At 71.6% G+C, this 17,601-nt stretch carries 15 protein-coding genes; 7 read left to right on the top strand and 8 right to left on the bottom strand.

The window, feature by feature from the left end:
- The first annotated feature begins 49 nt into the window (after positions 1-49).
- Positions 50-1,123, top strand: coding sequence for a TauD/TfdA family dioxygenase (locus VIS07_08760; GenBank protein ID HEY8515591.1), 1,074 nt, complete (start codon positions 50-52; stop codon positions 1,121-1,123).
- A 22-nt stretch (positions 1,124-1,145) separates the two neighbouring features.
- Here VIS07_08760 and VIS07_08755 read toward each other — a convergent pair whose 3' ends face one another.
- Positions 1,146-1,763 carry a DUF4126 domain-containing protein gene (locus VIS07_08755; protein ID HEY8515590.1) on the bottom strand — a complete coding sequence of 206 codons (618 nt, stop codon included), beginning with the start codon at positions 1,761-1,763 and terminating at the stop codon, positions 1,146-1,148.
- A gap of 131 nt (positions 1,764-1,894) precedes the next feature.
- Entirely contained in the window at positions 1,895-2,440 is a 546-nt protein-coding gene (gene msrB / locus VIS07_08750) for a peptide-methionine (R)-S-oxide reductase MsrB (GenBank protein HEY8515589.1), read from the bottom strand.
- 99 nt (positions 2,441-2,539) lie between these two features.
- Between msrB and VIS07_08745 the strand changes: the two genes are divergently transcribed.
- Positions 2,540-4,153: a hypothetical protein gene (locus tag VIS07_08745; GenBank protein ID HEY8515588.1), complete on the top strand. Its 1,614-nt coding sequence runs from the start codon at positions 2,540-2,542 to the stop codon at positions 4,151-4,153.
- A complete protein-coding gene (locus VIS07_08740) occupies positions 4,129-5,097 on the top strand; it encodes a hypothetical protein (protein ID HEY8515587.1) in 969 nt (322 codons plus the stop codon). The genes VIS07_08745 and VIS07_08740 overlap by 25 nt, the downstream gene beginning before the upstream one ends.
- Positions 5,098-5,154: 57 nt before the next feature.
- Here VIS07_08740 and VIS07_08735 read toward each other — a convergent pair whose 3' ends face one another.
- From VIS07_08735 to VIS07_08720, 4 genes are read right to left on the bottom strand one after another with little or no spacing between them, the layout of a single operon-like run.
- The gene (locus VIS07_08735; GenBank protein ID HEY8515586.1) at positions 5,155-6,000 is read right to left on the bottom strand and encodes an alpha/beta hydrolase; all 846 of its coding nucleotides are present in this window, start codon (positions 5,998-6,000) and stop codon (positions 5,155-5,157) included.
- A gap of 2 nt (positions 6,001-6,002) precedes the next feature.
- Positions 6,003-8,054 carry a hypothetical protein gene (locus tag VIS07_08730; protein HEY8515585.1) on the bottom strand — a complete coding sequence of 684 codons (2,052 nt, stop codon included), beginning with the start codon at positions 8,052-8,054 and terminating at the stop codon, positions 6,003-6,005.
- A 36-nt stretch (positions 8,055-8,090) separates the two neighbouring features.
- Entirely contained in the window at positions 8,091-9,233 is a 1,143-nt protein-coding gene (locus VIS07_08725) for an acyl-CoA desaturase (GenBank protein HEY8515584.1), read from the bottom strand.
- Between the two features lie 2 nt (positions 9,234-9,235).
- Positions 9,236-10,306: a ferredoxin reductase gene (locus VIS07_08720; protein HEY8515583.1), complete on the bottom strand. Its 1,071-nt coding sequence runs from the start codon at positions 10,304-10,306 to the stop codon at positions 9,236-9,238.
- 172 nt (positions 10,307-10,478) lie between these two features.
- On the opposite strand from VIS07_08720, the gene VIS07_08715 reads away from it, so the two are divergent.
- The 4 genes from VIS07_08715 to VIS07_08700 all read left to right on the top strand — a co-directional run bounded on the left by VIS07_08715 (position 10,479) and on the right by VIS07_08700 (position 14,712).
- Positions 10,479-11,135, top strand: a complete 657-nt coding sequence (locus VIS07_08715) for a TetR/AcrR family transcriptional regulator (GenBank protein HEY8515582.1) — start codon at positions 10,479-10,481, stop codon at positions 11,133-11,135.
- A gap of 110 nt (positions 11,136-11,245) precedes the next feature.
- On the top strand, positions 11,246-11,998 hold the full coding sequence (locus VIS07_08710; GenBank protein ID HEY8515581.1) for a VOC family protein: 753 nt from the start codon (positions 11,246-11,248) through the stop codon (positions 11,996-11,998).
- Between the two features lie 219 nt (positions 11,999-12,217).
- Positions 12,218-13,729 carry an amidohydrolase family protein gene (locus tag VIS07_08705; GenBank protein ID HEY8515580.1) on the top strand — a complete coding sequence of 504 codons (1,512 nt, stop codon included), beginning with the start codon at positions 12,218-12,220 and terminating at the stop codon, positions 13,727-13,729.
- Positions 13,726-14,712, top strand: coding sequence for an SAM-dependent methyltransferase (locus tag VIS07_08700; GenBank protein ID HEY8515579.1), 987 nt, complete (start codon positions 13,726-13,728; stop codon positions 14,710-14,712). Before VIS07_08705 ends, VIS07_08700 begins: the two co-directional genes overlap by 4 nt.
- Positions 14,713-14,807: 95 nt before the next feature.
- Here VIS07_08700 and VIS07_08695 read toward each other — a convergent pair whose 3' ends face one another.
- Positions 14,808-15,950 carry a transporter substrate-binding domain-containing protein gene (locus VIS07_08695; protein ID HEY8515578.1) on the bottom strand — a complete coding sequence of 381 codons (1,143 nt, stop codon included), beginning with the start codon at positions 15,948-15,950 and terminating at the stop codon, positions 14,808-14,810.
- 71 nt (positions 15,951-16,021) lie between these two features.
- Positions 16,022-17,449: a hypothetical protein gene (locus VIS07_08690; protein HEY8515577.1), complete on the bottom strand. Its 1,428-nt coding sequence runs from the start codon at positions 17,447-17,449 to the stop codon at positions 16,022-16,024.
- Positions 17,450-17,601 lie beyond the last annotated feature (152 nt).

Genomic DNA, 17,601 nt, shown 5'->3' with positions numbered 1-17,601 from the left:
CTAAAGGCCGTGCACGCCGGCTCCTTCCGGCGCGGGAAAGGTCGAGGCCATGCAAGCGGAAGCGATCCAGACCGAGCGCGAGCCCTTCGCGACGACCACGCTGAACGGCAAGGCGCTGCCGCTCGTCGTGCAGGCGAACGGCGAGCGCGACCCGGCGCTCCTCGCCGAGCGCCTGCGCGCGAACGCGTCGTGGGTGCAGGACAAGCTCATCCGCCACGGCGCGATCCTGTTCCGCGGCTTCGCGGTGCGCACGCCGGACGACTTCGAGCGCATCGCGCGCGCGATCGACGACGACCTGAAGAACGACTACCTCGGCACCTCGCCGCGCGACGCACTCACCGACTACGTCTTCTCCGCGAGCGAGCTGCCGCCGTTCTACCCGATCCCGCAGCACTGCGAGATGAGCTTCGTCAAGGAGCCGCCGCGGCGTCTCTTCTTCTGCTGCCTCGTCGAGCCGGCGGACGGCAGCGGCGAGACGCCGCTGTGCGACTTCCGCGCGGTGTGGCGCGACCTCGACCCGCAGGTGCGCCGACGCTTCGAGGAAGGCGGAATTCGCATCGTGCGCAACTACGCCGGACCGTCGGGCGGCTCGTCCTTCGACCTCTGGAAGCTCAAGCGCTGGGACGAGATGTTCCGCACCACCGACCGCGCGACGGTCGAGGCGCGGTGCCGCGAGGAAGGCTTCGAGCCGATCTGGACCGACGGCGACGGGCTCAGGATCGTCAGCACGCAGCCGGTGTTCCGCGACCACCCGGTGACCGGCGAGCGCGTCTGGCACAACCACGTCACGACCTTCCACCTGTCGTCGGCGGCCGACGAGTACGGGCACATCTACAGGCTGCGTCCGACCGTCAAGCACTTCGCGCTGTGGCAGTTCGCGCGCGCGATGGTCGCGCTGCAGCGCCTGACGCGATCGTCCGACGAGCAGTCGATGCACTGCACGTACCTCGACGGGCGCGAGATCCCGGACGCCGACGTCGCGCACGTGCGCGAGGTGATCTGGCGGCACATGGTGGTCACGCCGTGGCGGCTCGGCGACGTCGTGGCGATCGACAACCACTCGACCGCGCACGGGCGCCTGCCGTACGCGGGGCCGCGTCAGATCGCCGTCTGCTGGGCCTGAGCCCGGCGCGGCCGGGCAGCCGTCAAGCCGTCGCCGGCGCGTCGTCGCGCGGCGGCTTGGCCGCGCGGCGGCGGCGCGCGCGCACGAGGACGTAGATCGCGAGCGCGAGCAGCAGGACGACCAGCGCGAGCCCGACGAACGGCAGCACGAGGACGAGCACCACCGTGCCGAGCGCGCCGAAGAGCTCGAAGCTCGCGAGCAGCAGGTTGCCGAGGCCGCCGGTGAAGAAGGTCGAGCCGACGCGCGTCAGCACGGTCGCGCTCTGCACGATCCCCGCGGTGCCGCCGCCCGCGATCACCGCGAGCGTCCACTGAACGACCGGCGGCACGTCGGTCAGCACCGCGGCGGTCGCGACCGTCCCTGCGACCACCGCGCTCGGGGTCGCGAGGACGTCGAGCAAGTGGTCGAGGAACGGCACGTGGTAGGCGAGCACCTCGATCACCGTCGCGGTGCCGAACGCGATCAGCGCCGGATCGCTCGCGAGCCAGGCGAAGTTGTCGCTGAGTGCGAGGTGACCGGTACGCGCCGCGACGCCGACGGCGAGCAGCGGCAGGAAGACGCGCAGCCCGCACGCGGCGGCGAGCCCGATGCCGAGGGCCACGCTGACGAGCGGCGTCAGATCCGGCGGCGGAGGCTGCACGCTACGACGGATAGCGGAGGTGCCGCGCGCGTACCATCGCTGCGCGCTCGTCGCGCGGCCGTCGCGCAGCGTGATCGGATACGCGGCGTGCGCGCGCGGCTCGCGTCAGACGCGCGCACGACGCGGCGTCGTCACGCCGGGCAGGAGCGCAGCCCCGGCAGCGGCTCGCCCTCGGGAACGAAGGTCAGCGCGACGCCGTTGTTGCAGTAGCGCTTGCCGGTCGGCGGCGGTCCGTCGTCGAAGACGTGGCCCTGGTGTCCGCCGCAGCGGGCGCAGTGGTACTCGGTGCGCGGGAAGATCAGCTTGTAGTCGGCCTTGGTGCCGATCCGTCCCGCGATCGGCGCCCAGAAGCTCGGCCAGCCGGTGCCGCTGTCGAACTTGGTCTTCGACTCGAAGAGCGGCAGCGCGCACGCCGCGCAGACGTACGTGCCGGCGCGCTTCTCCTTCTCGAGCGGGCTCGAGAACGCGCGCTCGGTCGCCTCCTCGAAGAGCACGGCGTACTGCTCGGGGCGCAGCACCTTGCGCCACGCCTCGTGCTCGCAGTCGAGCCGCGGCACGTCGGGCGCGCCGACATCGTCGGCGTGGCCGCGCGAGCAGCCCAGCAGCGCAGCGCCGCAGGCGAGGAGGCCGCGCAGGACGCGGCGCCTGTCGATCGAATCGATCAACGGATGGGTCACGTCGTCAGGATGCCAGAAGCGCCGCGCACGGTCACCCGTGCCGAAAATGCATGGTTGTGCGGGCAAGGTCGGCGCAGCTACAAAGTCCGTCTCACCACCGTGTACGAAGCCGAGGACCAGGCGGCCGCGCACGCGGCGCTCGCCCCCGCAGCGAAGCGCGGGGCGCACGCCGTCATCGAGTTGCAACGTCCGCAGCCCGGGGCGAGCACCAAAGCCCGGCTCGCCCCGGTGGGCGTTTTCCTCGCCACGCTCGGCTTCCTGCTCTTGACGCACGGCGGGCACTTCTACGCCGCCGACTCGCTGATCGTGCACCTGACCGCGACCAAGCTCGTCGAGGAGCAGACTCTCGAGCTCGGCGACGTCTGGGGCACGGTGCAGGGCGCCGACGGCAAGCGCTACGGACGCTACGGGCTCGGTCTGTCGCTGCTGCAAGCGCCGCTCGCGTGGCTCGGCAAGCAGATCGACCTGCGCACCCCCGACGCGTTTCGCGAGCTCGCCGGAGCGAACGTCAGCATCTACTACCCCGAGAGCTTCGCGGTCTTCTTCGCGACGCTGCTCGGACCGCTGTGCGGCGCGCTCGCCGCGGCGATGCTGTGGCTGATCGCTCGCCGGCTCGGGTACGCGCCGCGCGTCGCCGGCGCCCTCGTGCTGCTGCTCGTCGTCGCGACGCAGACGTGGCCCGCGTCGCGTGACGGCTTCCCGCACGTCGTCGTGCTGGCGTGCTTGCTCGTCGCGATCCACGAAGTGCTCGCGTGGCGCTCGCTGCGCAGCCCTGCGCTCGTCGGCGTCGTGCTCGGGTTGCTGCTCCTCGTGCGCCCGTTCGACGCCGTGCTGACCTCGCCCGCCGTGCTGCTCTACGCGGCGCTGCGCCACGCGCGCGACGACGCGCGCGCGGGCGTCCTCGGACGCAAGGTGATCGCGCTCGCTGTTCCGCTCGCGCTCGCCGCCGTGGTCGTCGCGCTGCACAACCACCTGCGCTTCGGCCACGTGCTGCGCTTCGACGAGCCCGGCACGCAGGCGTTCAACACGATCCTGCCGGTCGGCCTCTACGGTCTGCTGCTCAGCTCGGGACGCGGCTTCCTGCTCTACTCGCCGCCGCTCCTCGGCGGCCTCTGCGGTCTGCCGGCGCTCGCGCGCCGGCGACCTGCGGAAGCGGCGCTGCTGCTCGGGACCACGCTGCCGCTGCTCCTCGGCTACGCGTTCTACGCGCACTGGGACGGCGGCATCTGCTGGGGTCCGCGCTACCTCGCGCCGCTCGTGCCGCTGCTGCTCCTGCCGGCGGGCGAGCTCGTCGGCGCGGGCGCCGCGGCGACCGCGTTTCTCTGGGTTCTTGGTTTGACGGGCGCGTTCGTGCAGCTCGTCGGCACCGCGGTCGACTTCCACCGCGCGGCGCACGAGGTCGGCATGACGCGCGACGTGCTCTTCGATCCGACGAAGATGCCGATCCTCTCGCACTGGCGCTTCCTGCGCGCGGGCAAGCACCTCGACTGGCTCGTGCTGCGCATCCTCGAGGCGCGCGGCGCGTCGGTCGCGCTCGCGTGGCTCGCCGTTCCGCTCGCGCTTCTCGTCGCCGGGCTCGCGCTGCTGCGCCGCGCTTGGCGCGCTGCGGCATTCACGACCTCGACCAGCGATTGCACGACGTCGCGGAAGGGGCGAAGCTCGCCCGAGCCCAGCGAAACGGAGGCACCATGGCGAAGATCGTCGGCAACGTGAAGCCCGAGGACGACTACACGCACCCCCTCGGCCCCGAGCCCAACTTCAACGAGTCGGTCTACTTCAACTTCTTCGACCGCGCGCAGCAGCGCGGCGGCTTCGTGCGCATCGGCAACCGCGCGAACGAGGGCTACGCCGAGGTCACGGTGATCGTGTACGAGCCCGACGGCTCGGCGCTGTTCAACTACAAGCGCCCGGCGATCACGAGCAACGACGGCTGGAACGCGGGCGGGCTCGCGGTCGAGGTGCTGGTGCCCGGCGAGAAGCTGCGCACGACCTACGAGGGCTCGGTCGTCCACCTCGCCGACCCGCGCGCGATGCAGGATCCGAGCAAGGCCTTCAAGGAGAACCCGCACCGCCGCCTCGAGCTCGACCTGCTGCACGAGGGCGTCGGCCCGATCTACGGCCACGTCGGCAAGCCCGGCGACGGCAACGAGTTCGCGCGCGCGCACTACGAGCAGCACATGCGCGTCACCGGCACGATGTCGGTCGACGGCGGCCCCGAGGTGAAGCTCTCCGGACACGGCCTGCGCGACCACTCGTGGGGTCCGCGCTACTGGCAGTCGACCCCGTCGTACCGCTGGATCACCGGCAACTTCGGCGACGACCTCGGCATGGTGATCTCGATCGTCGGCGACCGCATCGGCGGCGTCTTCCATCGCGGCGAGGAGCTGCTGAAGATCGACCGCGTCGAGCTCGACACGGAGTACGAGCCCGGCACCCGCTTCCACCGCGCGCTGCGCGCCGAGGTGCTGCTCGAGAACGGCGAGAAGCACCGCATCGACGGCACCGTGAAGGGCTTCATCCCGCTGCGCAACCGCCGCGCCGGGATGCAGACCTACATCGGCGAGGGCATGACCGAGTACGTGCTCGACGGCGAGCGCGTCGGCTACGGGCTCAGCGAGTACCTCGATCAGCCGCAGGAGCCGCCCGCGCAGGCGTAGCGCGCGGCCGTCGTGGGTCGTGCGCGGCGCTAATCGGCCGCCGCGCGCGAGCGCGCCTCAGCCGAGGAACGCGAGCAGCAGCTCGTTCACGCGCTCGGGCTCGTCGTGCTGCACCCAGTGCGTCGCGTTCTCGAGGTAGGTGAGCGTCGCGTCGTCGCACAGGGCGCGGCTGCGCTCCGCGAGGTCGCGGATCGCGTAGGGGTCGTGGACGCCCCAGACGATCGCGGTCGGCACGCGGATGCGCGGCTCGCGCTCGGGCTCCGGCAGATCCTTGGCGAGCAACGCGCGGTACCAGTTCACCATCGCGGTGAGCGCGCCGGGGTGTCGCCACGCCGTGCGGTACACCTCGAGGTCGCGCGCGTCGAAGGCGTCCTTGCGCGCGGCGCCGCGCAGCGCGTCGGCGAGCGCCTTGTAGTTGCCGGCGCGCATCATCAGCTCGGGCAGCCACGGCACGCGGAAGACGCGCACGTACCAGCTGAGCCTGCGCTGCACGGGGTCGTGCCGCATGGCGTGCTTCCACACCGCGGGGTGCGGGGCGTTCAGCACCGCGAGGCGCTCGACGCGCTCGGGGTAGCGCGCGGCCGTCCACCACGCGACGGTCGCGCCCCAGTCGTGGCCGACGAGCGCGCACGTCCGCCGTCCGAGCGCATCGACCAAAGCGACGACGTCCTCCGCAAGGCGGTCGAGGTCGTAGGCCGCGACACCCTGCGGCTTCGAGCTCTCGGCGTAGCCGCGCTGGTCGGGCGCGACGACGCGGAAGCCCGCATCGGCGAGCGCCGGGATCTGGTGCCGCCAGCCGTAGGCGAGCTCGGGAAAGCCGTGCAGCAGCACGACCGGCCGTCCGTCTTGCGGGCCCGCTTGCGTGCAGCCGAGCGTGATGCCGTTTCCGAGCTGGAGCTGCACGCTCAGAACTCGACGCGGTAGAGGCGCACCCAGATGTCCGCCTCGTCCGAGCCGTCCTTGCGGACGTTGAAGCAGCCCGCGCGCTCGCCCTCCCCGCCGGTGCCCGCAGGCGGCTCGAGCACGACCGTGCGGCACAGTGAGCGGCTCTGCTCGAGCGCTTCGCAGAAGTCCTCGGTGCACCAGATCTCGCCTGGCGTGACGCGCGGCTCGATGCGCGCCGCGACCGCGATCGCGTGACCGCCGGTCACGACCGCCGTCGTGCCGCTGGTCTGCAGCCTGACCTCGCCGTAGTGCAGCGCGACGCGCAGCAGCGGCTGTCCCGGCGCGTCGTACACGTCGTCGACGATGCGACGCGCGATGCGGGCGAGCGCCGCCGCGTCGTGGTGCGTGATCAGCACGTGGTCGCCCTCGGTGATCTCGCGCGAGCGCGCGCGGTCGGCGTGCCGCGCGACCGCTTCCTCGATCGCGCGCCGCACGGGCGCGTCCATGCCGCGCTCCATGAGGCCGAGCATGCCGCGCACGTCGGCCTGCATCACGGCGAGCGTCTCCGCGCGCGGCTCGTTCGGGTCGCGCCACGGGCGTCCGCTGCCGACCACGTTCACGCGGTCGATGCGCTCGGCGTAGCCGTGGTTCAGGCGTGCAATGACCTGCGACAGCACCGGGTGGACGAGGTAGTGCGTCGAGCGCGGCAGCACGCCGTCGGGCTCGAACGTCCCCTCGCCGGGGCGCAGGAAGCGCTGACGGCGCGTGCCGTCGACCATGTCGTGCTCGAGCCAGCCGAGCAGCCCGGCGCGGTAGAGCGCGCAGCAGACGTGCAGCTCGTCGCCCGGCAGCGCCCCCGCGGCGTCGTTGTAGTCGCAGAACAGCGCCTCGATCTCGTCGCGCGTCAAGATATGACCGGGAATGCGTGCGAGCAGATCGTTGAGATCGAGGCCGCCCAGGTACGGGGCGATCTCGCGCAGGTACTCGTGCGCGATCTCGGTCGCGGCGGCGTTGACCGCCGTCTTGATGCGGTCCTCGGTGCGCTCGGACGGCTTCAGCGCCGAGATGCGCTGCCCGATGGTCATGAAGTCGCGCGGCCGCAGCAGCGTGTGACGGCAGACGTACGCGAAGACGTCCTCACGCTCGCCGGTGAAGCCGTGCGTGACGTGCGTCGTGCCGAAGTACGCGGTCAGCGGATCGTCCTTGACGCGGTCCGGGAGCACGAGCCGGCTCGCAGGCTCGCGCCGGATGTTGCTCACGAAGATCTCGCGCAGGCTCTCCGGCGTGTACGCGATGTCGACCGCGCTGCCGTGGTACTGCTGCGACATCACCGTGCTGTCGGGCAGGCGGAGAAACGCCTCCTTGCGCACCGCCGCGAACACCTTGAGGTGGTGGTTGATGCGCCGCAGCTGGTAGCCGACCTCGACCAGGCCGAGCTGCGAGAAGTACCAGATGTTCGGCGCCAGCTCGCCGGCCGCGCTCGCGCGCCCCGCCCCGCTCTCGACGTGCTTGTTGAAGTACTCGTCGACGCTGTCGATGAAGATCGCGACCGGCACGTCGATCGCGCGCAGGCGCGGCACGAGGTAGCCGTCGGTCTCGTTCGCGCAGCGCTGCAGCTCGCCCGGCGGAAAGTCGAGCAAGCGGACGAAGTGGTCGATGACGCCGCGCAGGTCCGGGTCGAGGAGCAGGCTCTTGAGCCGCGGTCCGACCTCGAGCCCGGCGGCGCGGTCGAGGCGCTTCAGCGTCGCGAGCGCGATCGACGTGAGCCACACCTTCGACCACCAGAGCGGCGAGTCGGCGTAGATCGAGATCGCCTCCTTGCTGAACACCTTGTCGCCGATCGGCTTGTCGAGGAGGCTGCGGTCGGGCAGGCAGACGACGCCGCCCGACTGGTAGAGGACGCGCTTCGCCTTGAGCAGCAGCGTCTTGCCGAAGCCCTTGGTGCCGATGACGACGAACTTGTCGCCGCCGTGGCTCAGGAAGTCGTCGATCTCGGGCGTGCGGTGCAGCAGCGCCGCGTCGAAATCCTCGGCGACGCGGATGTCGTCGGCGTCTACCGTCCAGGCACGCATGGGCGCACCGAGCGATAGGCGCCCCGGGGTGCTGCGTCAACTCGCCTCGGCGAGAACCACGCGCCGCGACGTCGGCCACGCGAGCCACCAGATCTTGAGCAGCGTGGTCCCGAACTGCCGGCCGAGCGAGCCGGTGTTGTAGTCGAGCCCGTAGCGCGCCGCGATCTCGCGCACGCGCGGCGCGAGCTCGGCGTAGCGGTTGCTCGGCAGGTCCGGGAACAGGTGGTGCTCGATCTGATGGCTCAGGTTGCCCGTCAAGATGTGAAAGAGCTTGCCGCCCTCGATGTTGCACGAGCCGAGAAGCTGGCGCGCGTACCAGTGGCCGCGGCTCTCCCGATTGACGTCCTGACGGCGGAAGTGGTGCACGCCGGCCGGAAAGTGGCCGCAGAAGATGATCGTGAAGGTCCAGAGGTTGCGCATCACGTTGGCGAGCGCGTTCGCGGCGAGGATCCACAGGAAGAAGGGACCTGCGAGCGCGGGCCACAGCACGTAGTCCTTCAGCACCTGCCGCTTCGCCTTGCGCCCGACCTGCCGCAGCAGCGGGCGCGCCTCCGACCACGGCCGCTTGCCGGCGAGCACGCGGCTCAGCTCGACGTCGTGCAGGGCAACGAACCACTCGAAGAAGAGCGCCATCACCACCACCGAGAACGGCTGCAGCAGGTAGAACGGGCTCCAGCGCTGCTCCTTGGTGATGCGCACCATGCCGTAGCCGACGTCGCGGTCCTTGCCGAGCACGTTGGTCCACGCGTGGTGCATGACGTTGTGCGAGTGCTTCCACTGCTCGGACGGGCAGACGATGTCCCACTCCCACGTGCTCGACTGGATCTGCGGGTCGCGCATCCAGTCCCACTGCGCGTGCAGGATGTTGTGCCCGATCTCCATGTTCTCGAGAATCTTCGCGACGCCGAGCATGAGCGTGCCGAGACCGAGCACGCCGAGGAACGCCGCCCAGCCGGCGAGTGCGTGCCCCCACCAGGGATGGAAGGCGATCGCCGCCAGCAGGACGAGACGTCCGCCGAGCGCGAGCGACCGCTGCACGCGGATCACCCGCAGGATGTAGCGACGATCGCGCTCGCCGCGGTCGGCGAGCACCTCCTCGCGCAGCCGATCGAGCTCCTGCCCGAACTCATCGAGGCGCTCGTCGGTGAGGTGTGACAGCACGTTGGTCTTGACGCTCATCTTCAGGCTTCCACTTCCGCGTCGCCGCTCGCCGCGGATACGCACAGCTGAATCATCGCTCCCGGCTCGTCGACGCGGCGGCCGTTGCGGACGTCGCGCACCGAGCCGGCCCGGAGGCGCACGGTGCACGTGTGACAGATGCCGATGCGGCAGCCGTGCGCGGGCCGGAGGCCGGCGTCCTCGGCGGCGCGCAGCAGCGAGGTCTGCGCGTCGGCGTCGATCGTGACGCCGCTGCGCGCGAAGCAGACCCGCCCGCCCACGGCGTCGGCCGAAGGCGGCACGATCCGCGGACGGAAGCTCTCGACGTGCAGACGCCGCGCGAGCCCGGCCGCGCTGCACTCGCGCTCCACCGCGTCGAGCAGGCCCGTCGGGCCGCACGCGTAGACGTCGCGCTGCCGCCAGTCGCACAGCTCCTCGAGCGTCGCGGCGGAGAAGCGCGGCTTCGGCCCCTCGGCGTCGCGCGTCGTGACGACGTGCAGCCGGTAGCTCGGAAAGCGGCGCGCGAGCACCGCGAGGTCGTCGCGGAAGATCACCCGCTCGGCGCTCGGCGCGTAGTGGACGTGCACGACGTCCGGCATCTCGCCGCGCACGGCGAAGCTGCGCAGCATGCTCATCACCGGCGTGATGCCGCTGCCGCCGGTGACGAACAGCGGGCGCACCGGCATCGCCTCGGGCAGCACGAACTCGCCCTGCGGCACGGCGAGGTCGACGTAAGCGCCGACCTCGAGGTCACGCACGAGGTGACGCGACACGCGTCCGCCGGGAACCTCCTGCACCGTGATCGTGATGCGGCCATCGGTGCGCTCGGGCGCAGACGTGATCGAGTACGTGCGCACGTGGCGCGCGCCGTCGATGGTCACGCCGAGCGTGACGAACTGACCGGCGCGGTGGCGCCGGAAGCCGCGCCCGGGACGCAGCACGAGCGTGCGCGCGTCCTCGGTCTCGCGCACGGCGTCGTCGACGCGCGCGCGCACGACGTCGGTCGACCAGAGCGGGTTTGCGAGCTCGAGGTAGCTCGAGGCGCGCAGCGGCCAGGCGAAGCCGTCGGCCAGCGCAGCCAGGCCCGCGCGCAAGCGCGCGAGCGGAGAGCGGGGAGAGGAACGCTCGGAGAGCAAAGCGGCGTCGTCTCGACCCGCGGTGGCGGCATCAATCATTGGGCGGGTCTCCTACGGGGACGGGGGCGCGTGGCTACGCGTTCGTAGCCTACGTTTGCGTAGGTTACGCCCGCGTAATATCCGTGTCAAGGTGAGCGAGCGACGCGTGCACGGAAAAGGACGCCTGCCGGCTGCGGCGCGACGCGCGCAGCTCATCGACGTCGGACGCAAGGTCTTCGCCGAGCGCGGCTTCGAGGCGACCTCGGTCGAGGAGATCGCCGAGCGGGCGAAGGTCTCGAAGCCGATCGTTTACGAGCATTTCGGCGGCAAGGAAGGGCTCTACGCGGTGATCGTCGACCGCGAGGTCGAGCACATCCTGAACAGCATCGCGCAGGCGGTCGCGTCGGGAACGCCGCGCGAGCGCATCGAGCAGGCGGCGCTCGCCTTCCTCACCTACGTGAAGCAGCGTCCAGACGGCTTCGCGATCCTGCTGCGCGACGCGCCGCCCGCGCGCGGCGGCGGCGGGATGCACGCGCTGATGTACGACCTCGCCGACCGCGTCGGCGGCATCTTCAGCGAGCAGTTCCGCAAAGCGGGCTACGACGCCAAGACCGCGCCGATCTACGCGCACGCGCTCGTCGGGATGGTCGCCTTCGTCGGCCAGTGGTGGACCGAGGCGCGCAAGCCGCCGCCCGCCGAGGCGGTCGCGAGCCACATCGCGGCGCTCGCCTGGATGGGGCTGCGCCACCTGCCGAAGCGCCCGGCCCCGATCGCCAAGCGTCGCGACCCGAGCGCCGCGTCGAGCTGAGCGCGTCGCGCGTCGAGCTGAGCGCGGGACGCGTCGACGAGCGCGCGCGGCGCGCGTCGTATTGCCCTGCGCACCGGCATCGGACACGGTGTGGCAGAGGAGCAGCTCTGATGCGGATCCGACAAGTCGCTCTGGTGGCGCGCGACCTCGAACCCGTGGTCGAGGATCTGTGCGCGGTGCTCGGCGTCGAGGTGTCGTTCAACGACCCCGGCGTCGCGGAGTTCGGGCTGCGCAACGCGGTCATGCCGCTCGGCGACCAGTTCCTCGAGGTCGTCTGTCCGGTGCGCGACGACGTCACGGCCGCCCGCTACCTCCAGCGCCGGCGCGGCGACGGCGGCTACATGGTCATCCTGCAGACCGACGACCTCGAGGCCGACCGCGCGCGCCTCGAGGCCTCCGGCGTGCGCGTCGTCTGGCAGATCACGCTACCCGACATCGCGACCATCCACCTGCACCCGCGCGACGTCGGCGGCGCCATCGTGTCGCTCGACCGGCCGCTGCCGCCGGAGTCGTGGCGCTGGGGCGGACCCGGCTGGGAGGAGAAGGGAGCGCGCAGCGAGGCGCGCGGCATCGGCGGCGTCGAGCTGCAGAGCGACGACCCGGCCGGGCTCGCGTGCCGCTGGAGCGAGGTGCTCGGCGCCGAGGTCGCCTACGACGACCGCGGCGCCCCGCACATCGAGCTCGACGGCGGCCACCTGCGCTTCGTCAGCTCCGACGACGACCGCGGCGAGGGCATCGGCTGCGTGCGCGTCGCGCTACGCGACCCCACCGCGGCCGCCGAGCGCGCCCGGGCGCGCGGCTGCGTCGACGCGAACGGCCGGATCGCGATCGGCGGCGTGCGCTTCGACCTCGTCGGCGCCTGAAGCCGGCAGCACGCCGGCGACGCGCTGCGCCATCGCACCATCGCGGGCTCCGTCCGCGGCGCCTCGTCTCCGTCGCAACGACCGTTCGACACGCGATTCGTGCCGTGCGCGCGCCGTGCTTCACCGAACGCGCAATCCTGGGCGCCGATCACCCGGCGATCGCTTGCCCACGAAGCTTCAGGATGGGATCAATCGCCCGAACGCCTACCAGGAGGGACCATGCTTCTCCGTACGAGCGACAAGACGCGAGACGACGAATCGTACGACGGCGGGCTACCGATCCCCACCCAGATCGTCTCCAATAGCGAGTTCTACCCGATCCCCCAGACCGAACGTCAGCGCCGCATCGAGCGGCTGATCCGCGAGATGGCGGACGAGCGCGCCCACGCGCTCGGCTGGTCGCGCCGCCGCTTCCTGCAGTCCGCGTGCGGCACCGCGACCGCCCTGATGGCGCTCAACATCGCGAGCGGCTGCAGCGACGCGAAGAGCGACGGCGGCTTCGACGTCACCGACTGCGCGACCCGCGACCCGGAGGCCGCCCGCGAGGTCTTCCAGCCGGGCGAGTACTTCATCGTCGACGTCCAGACGCACCACGCGGACCTCGAGGGCCCGATCGGCACCAACCCGGCCCTGCAGGACTTCTTCCGCGCCTTCCGCATCTGCGCGCCGGCGACCGAAGCGTCGGGCGACTGCCATCCCAACGAGCTCGCCGAGCTGTCGCGCGCGAACTACCTGAAGGAGATCTTTCTCGACAGCGAGACCGCGGTCGCGATGATGAGCGGCATCCCGGCGCCGAGCCGCGATCTGCAGCTCATCAGCAACGAGGCGATGGCCGCGACCAAGGACCTCGGCAACGAGCTCGGCGCCTCGCAGCGCATGCTCACGCAGGGCATGCTGACACCGAACTTCCCCGAGAGCGCCGACACCGGCACGCGCATCCAGGACATGGAGCACCTGGTGCGCGACCTCGGCATCCGCGCGCTCAAGACCTACACCGGCGCCGGCTACGGCGTGTTCGGCGACATCCCGCCGTGGTGGCTCGACGACGAAGAGGTCGCCTACCCGATGTACGAGGAGGCGCTGCGCCTCGGCATCGACATCATCAACTGCCACAAGGGGCTGCGCCTCGGCATCTTCGATCCGGTGCACATCCACCCGCGCGACATCCCGAAGGCCGCGCGCGACTGGCCGCAGATCCGCTTCGGCATCTACCACGCGGGCTTCGAGTACGTGGAGGAGCTCTGCCGGCTGAAGGTCGAGGAGATCCCCGAGGCGACCAACGTCTACCCCGAGCTCGGCGCGATCTTCGCAAGCCGCGTGCTGTCCGACGACGGCGTCGACGCGATCGGGCACCTGCTCGGCCAGCTGGTCAACGCCTTCGGCGCCGACCACATCCTTTGGGGCACGGACTCGATCTGGTACGGCTCGCCGCAGTGGCAGATCGACGCGCTCAAGACCTTCCGGATGCCGCCGCGCCTGATGGAGCAGTACGGCTACCCGGAGATCACCAAGGAGATGAAGGCGCAGATCTTTGGCTTGAACGCGGCGCGGCTCTACAACCTCAATCCCGACGAGATCCGCTGCACGCTGCCGAGCGACCAGATCGCGCAGGCGAAGAAGGCGTACGCCGACCTGCGCGACCCGAGCCTGCGCACCTACGGTCCGAAGACGCGGCGCGAGTTCCTGAAGCTCGCCTTCGGCGGACGGCCCGACCCGCGCCGGTCCGCATGAAGCGCGCCCGAGCGCTCGTCGCGCTCGGCGCAGCCCTCACCATCGCGGCGGGCGTCGCGGCAACGGCGACGCCCGCCGCTGCTTTTCCGGCGACGCCCGCGGCGTTTCTACGGGCGCGCGCCGCGGCTTCCCCGCAAACACCCGTTGCGCCGACGCCCGCCGGGGCTTCGCCGTCGACACCCGCCGCACCGACGCCCGCCGCGAGCGCTCCGCAAACGCCGACGACACCCTCCACGGTCACGCCGGGCGCCGGCACGTCGTCCGCCGACTCCGCCGCGGTCTCGTCTGCCATCGCGGCCGCGCTCGCTGCGCCCGACCGCAGCCCGGCCGACCGCGCGCTCGATGCGCAGCGCCGTCCCGCGGAGCTGCTCGCCTTCTTCGGCATCGCGCCCGGCATGAAGGTCGCCGAGCTCGGCGGCGGCAGCGGCTACACCGCCGAGCTGCTCGCGCGCGTCGTCGGCCCGCAGGGCCGCGTGTACGGCCAGAACTCGCCGCTCCTGCTCGAGCGCTTCGCGCAGAAGCCGTGGAGCGAGCGCCTCGCGAAGCCGGCGATGAAGAACGTCGTGCGCCTCGATCGGCCGCTCGACGATCCGTTCCCGCCCGACGTGCGCGACCTCGACGTCGTGCTGCTCGTGCTCGGCTACCACGACGCCTACGCGCAGCAGGTCGACGTCGAGGCGATGAACGCGGCCGTGTTCCGCGCGCTCAAGCCGGGCGGCGTCTACGGCATCGTCGACCACAGCTCGGTGCCCGGACTGGGCGCCGAGGACGCCGCGAGGCTGCACCGGATCGACGAGCTGATGGTGATCCTCGACGTCGAGGACGTGGGCTTCGAGCTCGACGCGACCGCCGACTTCCTGCGCAACCCGGAGGACACGCGCGACTGGAGCGCCTCGCCCGCCGACGCGGGCGACAAGCGCGGCACGAGCGATCGCTTCGTGCTGAAGTTCGTCAAGCCAGAAAACGCCGCGGCCCATCCGTAGCCCGCCGGCGCGTCGGAGCCGCGCGCGTCGCGACGAGCGTTTCGCGGAGAGCAGAGAAACAGCGCGGCGCAAAGGCGCAGGAAGCGCGCGCGAGCTCAGCTCCCGAGGTAGCGCTGCACGACGTCCTCCCACTCCGGGTCGTCGAGCACCTCGAGCATCGCGACGTCGAGCTGGCGGCGGCGCGGGCTGTCGAGCGGCAGCGCGAAGCCGACGAAGCCGCGCGCGCGCGGCTGCGGCACGATCGTCAGCTCGCCGGAATACCGGACCTGCGACAGGTAGCGCAGCACCGGCCACTCGTCGACGAAGGCGTCGAGCTCGCGCGCGAGGACGTCGCTCAAGCCCTCCTCGACCGTGCCGTAGGGACGTGCCACGATGCCGAGCGCGCTCAGGTAGTCGGCGGTCCCGGAGTCCTGCACGACGCCGACGCGCACGTGCGCGAGGTCGTACAGGCTGCGGATCGGCGGCTGGAGCTTGACGACGGTCAGCGCCGACGTGACGGTGGCGATGAAGGTCGACACCAGCACGATCGAGGACAGCATCCAGATCATGCCGACGACGCGCCCCCAGAGCGTGATCGGCGTGCGGTCGCCGTAGCCGACCGTGGTCATGGTGCTCACCGACCACCAGATTGCGTCGCCGATGCCCTGCATCACGCCGCCGCCGAAGTGCTCCGGGTTGCGGCGTCGCTCGAGCAGCCAGACGAGGATCGCGAACGCGACCACGATCGCGAGCAGCGTCAGCAGCGCGGTGCCGAGCGAGCCCAGCACGCTGCGCGCGACCGCGAGGAAGGTCGCGTCGTGCGACGGACGGGTCGCGATCGCGAGCGACACCGGCATGAACGGGATCGTCATGTCGTAGCGACGCTCGCGGTGCGCGGTGATCAGGAGCGGCCCGACCGCAACGTCGACCTCGCCGCGCTCGAGCGCGGCGAGCAGCCCCTCGAGGTCGTACTCCTCGACGCGATACGAGATGCTCTGGCGGCGCGCGATCTCCTGCCAGAGCTCGATCGCGAGCCCGTGCCACTCGCCGTCGATCTGCTTCATCACGAACGGCGGCGAGAGGTAGGTTCCGACCACCATCTCCTTGGAGGTCTGGCTTGCGGAGGTCTGCTCGCCCGCGGCCTGCGCGGCGCCCGGGGTTTGCGCGGCAGCCTGCGCGGCCGCCGGCCTCCCGACCGTCACGGCGAGCAAGCCCAGAGTGAGCACGAGCGCGACCAGCGCGCTCACACGGCTTCGCACCACACCAACCACGCCGCCCTCCGTACGTCGGCGAGGACCGTCCGGCAAACGACCCGCGCGCGGGAGCGACGTCACCGCCACAACGAGTGCGTCGTCACCTCGCCGGTCGCGTGGTCGACGAGCACCAGGAGCGGCTCGCTGACCTTGCCGGGGACGGGGACGCGCGTGCCGACGAGCGCGGTCGAGCCCGCGCCGGGGAGGATCTGCTGCAGCCCGAAGCGGTCGAGCTGCGTGTCGGCGCTCCAAAGGACGTTGCCGTCGTCGTCGACGCGCGCGAGCACGACGGTGCCCTTCCCGCCCGGCGCCGAGGTGTGGACCGTCAGCGCTCCGTCGGGGTCGCGCACGCGGATCGGCTCCGACGCTTCGTCGATGCGCAGGAAGGCGGCGTCGAGGTACTGCGCGTCCCCGATCGGCTCCATCGCGACGATCTGCCGGCTGCCGGTGCCGGAGCCCTCCCCGACGATGCCGCGGTACCATCGCCGCATCTCCTTGCTTGACGCCGCGTGCGTGACGCGGCGCAGCCACTGACCGGGCGCGTACTCGCGCGCGCGCTCGGCGTCCGAGAGCAGACCGAGCCAGGTGCCGCGACCGGTGAAGAAGCCGGTCGCGAGGTGGCTCTCGACCCGCGGCGCAAACGCGCGCGGACGCGCGCCCTGCAGCTCGCGCAAGTTCGCCGGCGCGCCCTTCACGAGCTCGTCGGTCGCGAGGTCGACGCCGCCGACGCCGTTCACGTCGAACCACAGCGTGCGGCCGTCGCTGCCGAGGATCTGGACGAGGCCGAGCGAGTTGCCGGAATGTCCGCCGCCGATCGGCACGAGCCGCGGCGCGGAGCCGTCGAGCGGGACGAGGAAGAGGCCGACCGCGTACGTGTCCTTCGCGTGGTCGCGCGCGAGCGACGGCACGTAGGCCTCGAGCGTCTGGATCAGCGTCGCGACGTGCGTGTCGGTCCGCACGCTGCGGCCGATCGGCGTCCCCTTGCCGGGATCGATCGAGAAGATCGTGTTCTCGACGGCGACGAGAAGCGCCAGGAGCAGCGCGAGCGCGCCGACGGCGAGCGCGAGCTTGAGCTGCAGGCCGCGCAGCCGGTGGTACCAGCCGACGTCGTCGTGCCCGACGCGTGCACGCGTCGTCGCCGCGGACCCGGGGCGTCGTGCAGGATCGTCCTCGCGACCGGCGCTCGTCGCGGCAGCGCTCCCGCCTCGTCCCGCCGCCGCGTCCCGCCGCAGCGTGATCCAGCCGCGCGCGTCGTCGATCTCCGCGACGCAGCCCGGGGTCTTCTGCCGGATCACCTCGTCCGCGACGAAGCGCAGGATCTCCTGGCGGCGCTCGGCCGCCCAAGGATACCGCGCGCGCCAGTCCGACGCCGCGCCCACGTGGACGACGGCCAGCGCGTCGTCGCCGCCGAGCTCCCAGTGGAACCTCAGCTCACCGTCCGTCGCGCGGTAAACCACGAGCCCCGCGCGTCCTGCTTCGGTGATCGTGACGCGGGGCGAGCTCATCGTTCGGATACGCGGAGGCGGGCGGACGGCGCCGGGCGGAATCTCATGTCCGAGCGACGCGCGTCTCGTCAAACGGCGTGCGTCGATGCCCGTCGGCGCGAGCGCGTACGCCCCGCGCCGTCGTCGCAGTTGATCTCGGACAAGATCCGAGT

The organism is Candidatus Binatia bacterium (assembly GCA_036563615.1).
Classification (GTDB): domain Bacteria; phylum Desulfobacterota; class Binatia; order UBA12015; family UBA12015; genus DATCMB01.
Note: the sequence above shows the minus strand (reverse complement) of the source record. Positions and strands in the feature narration are given on the sequence as shown.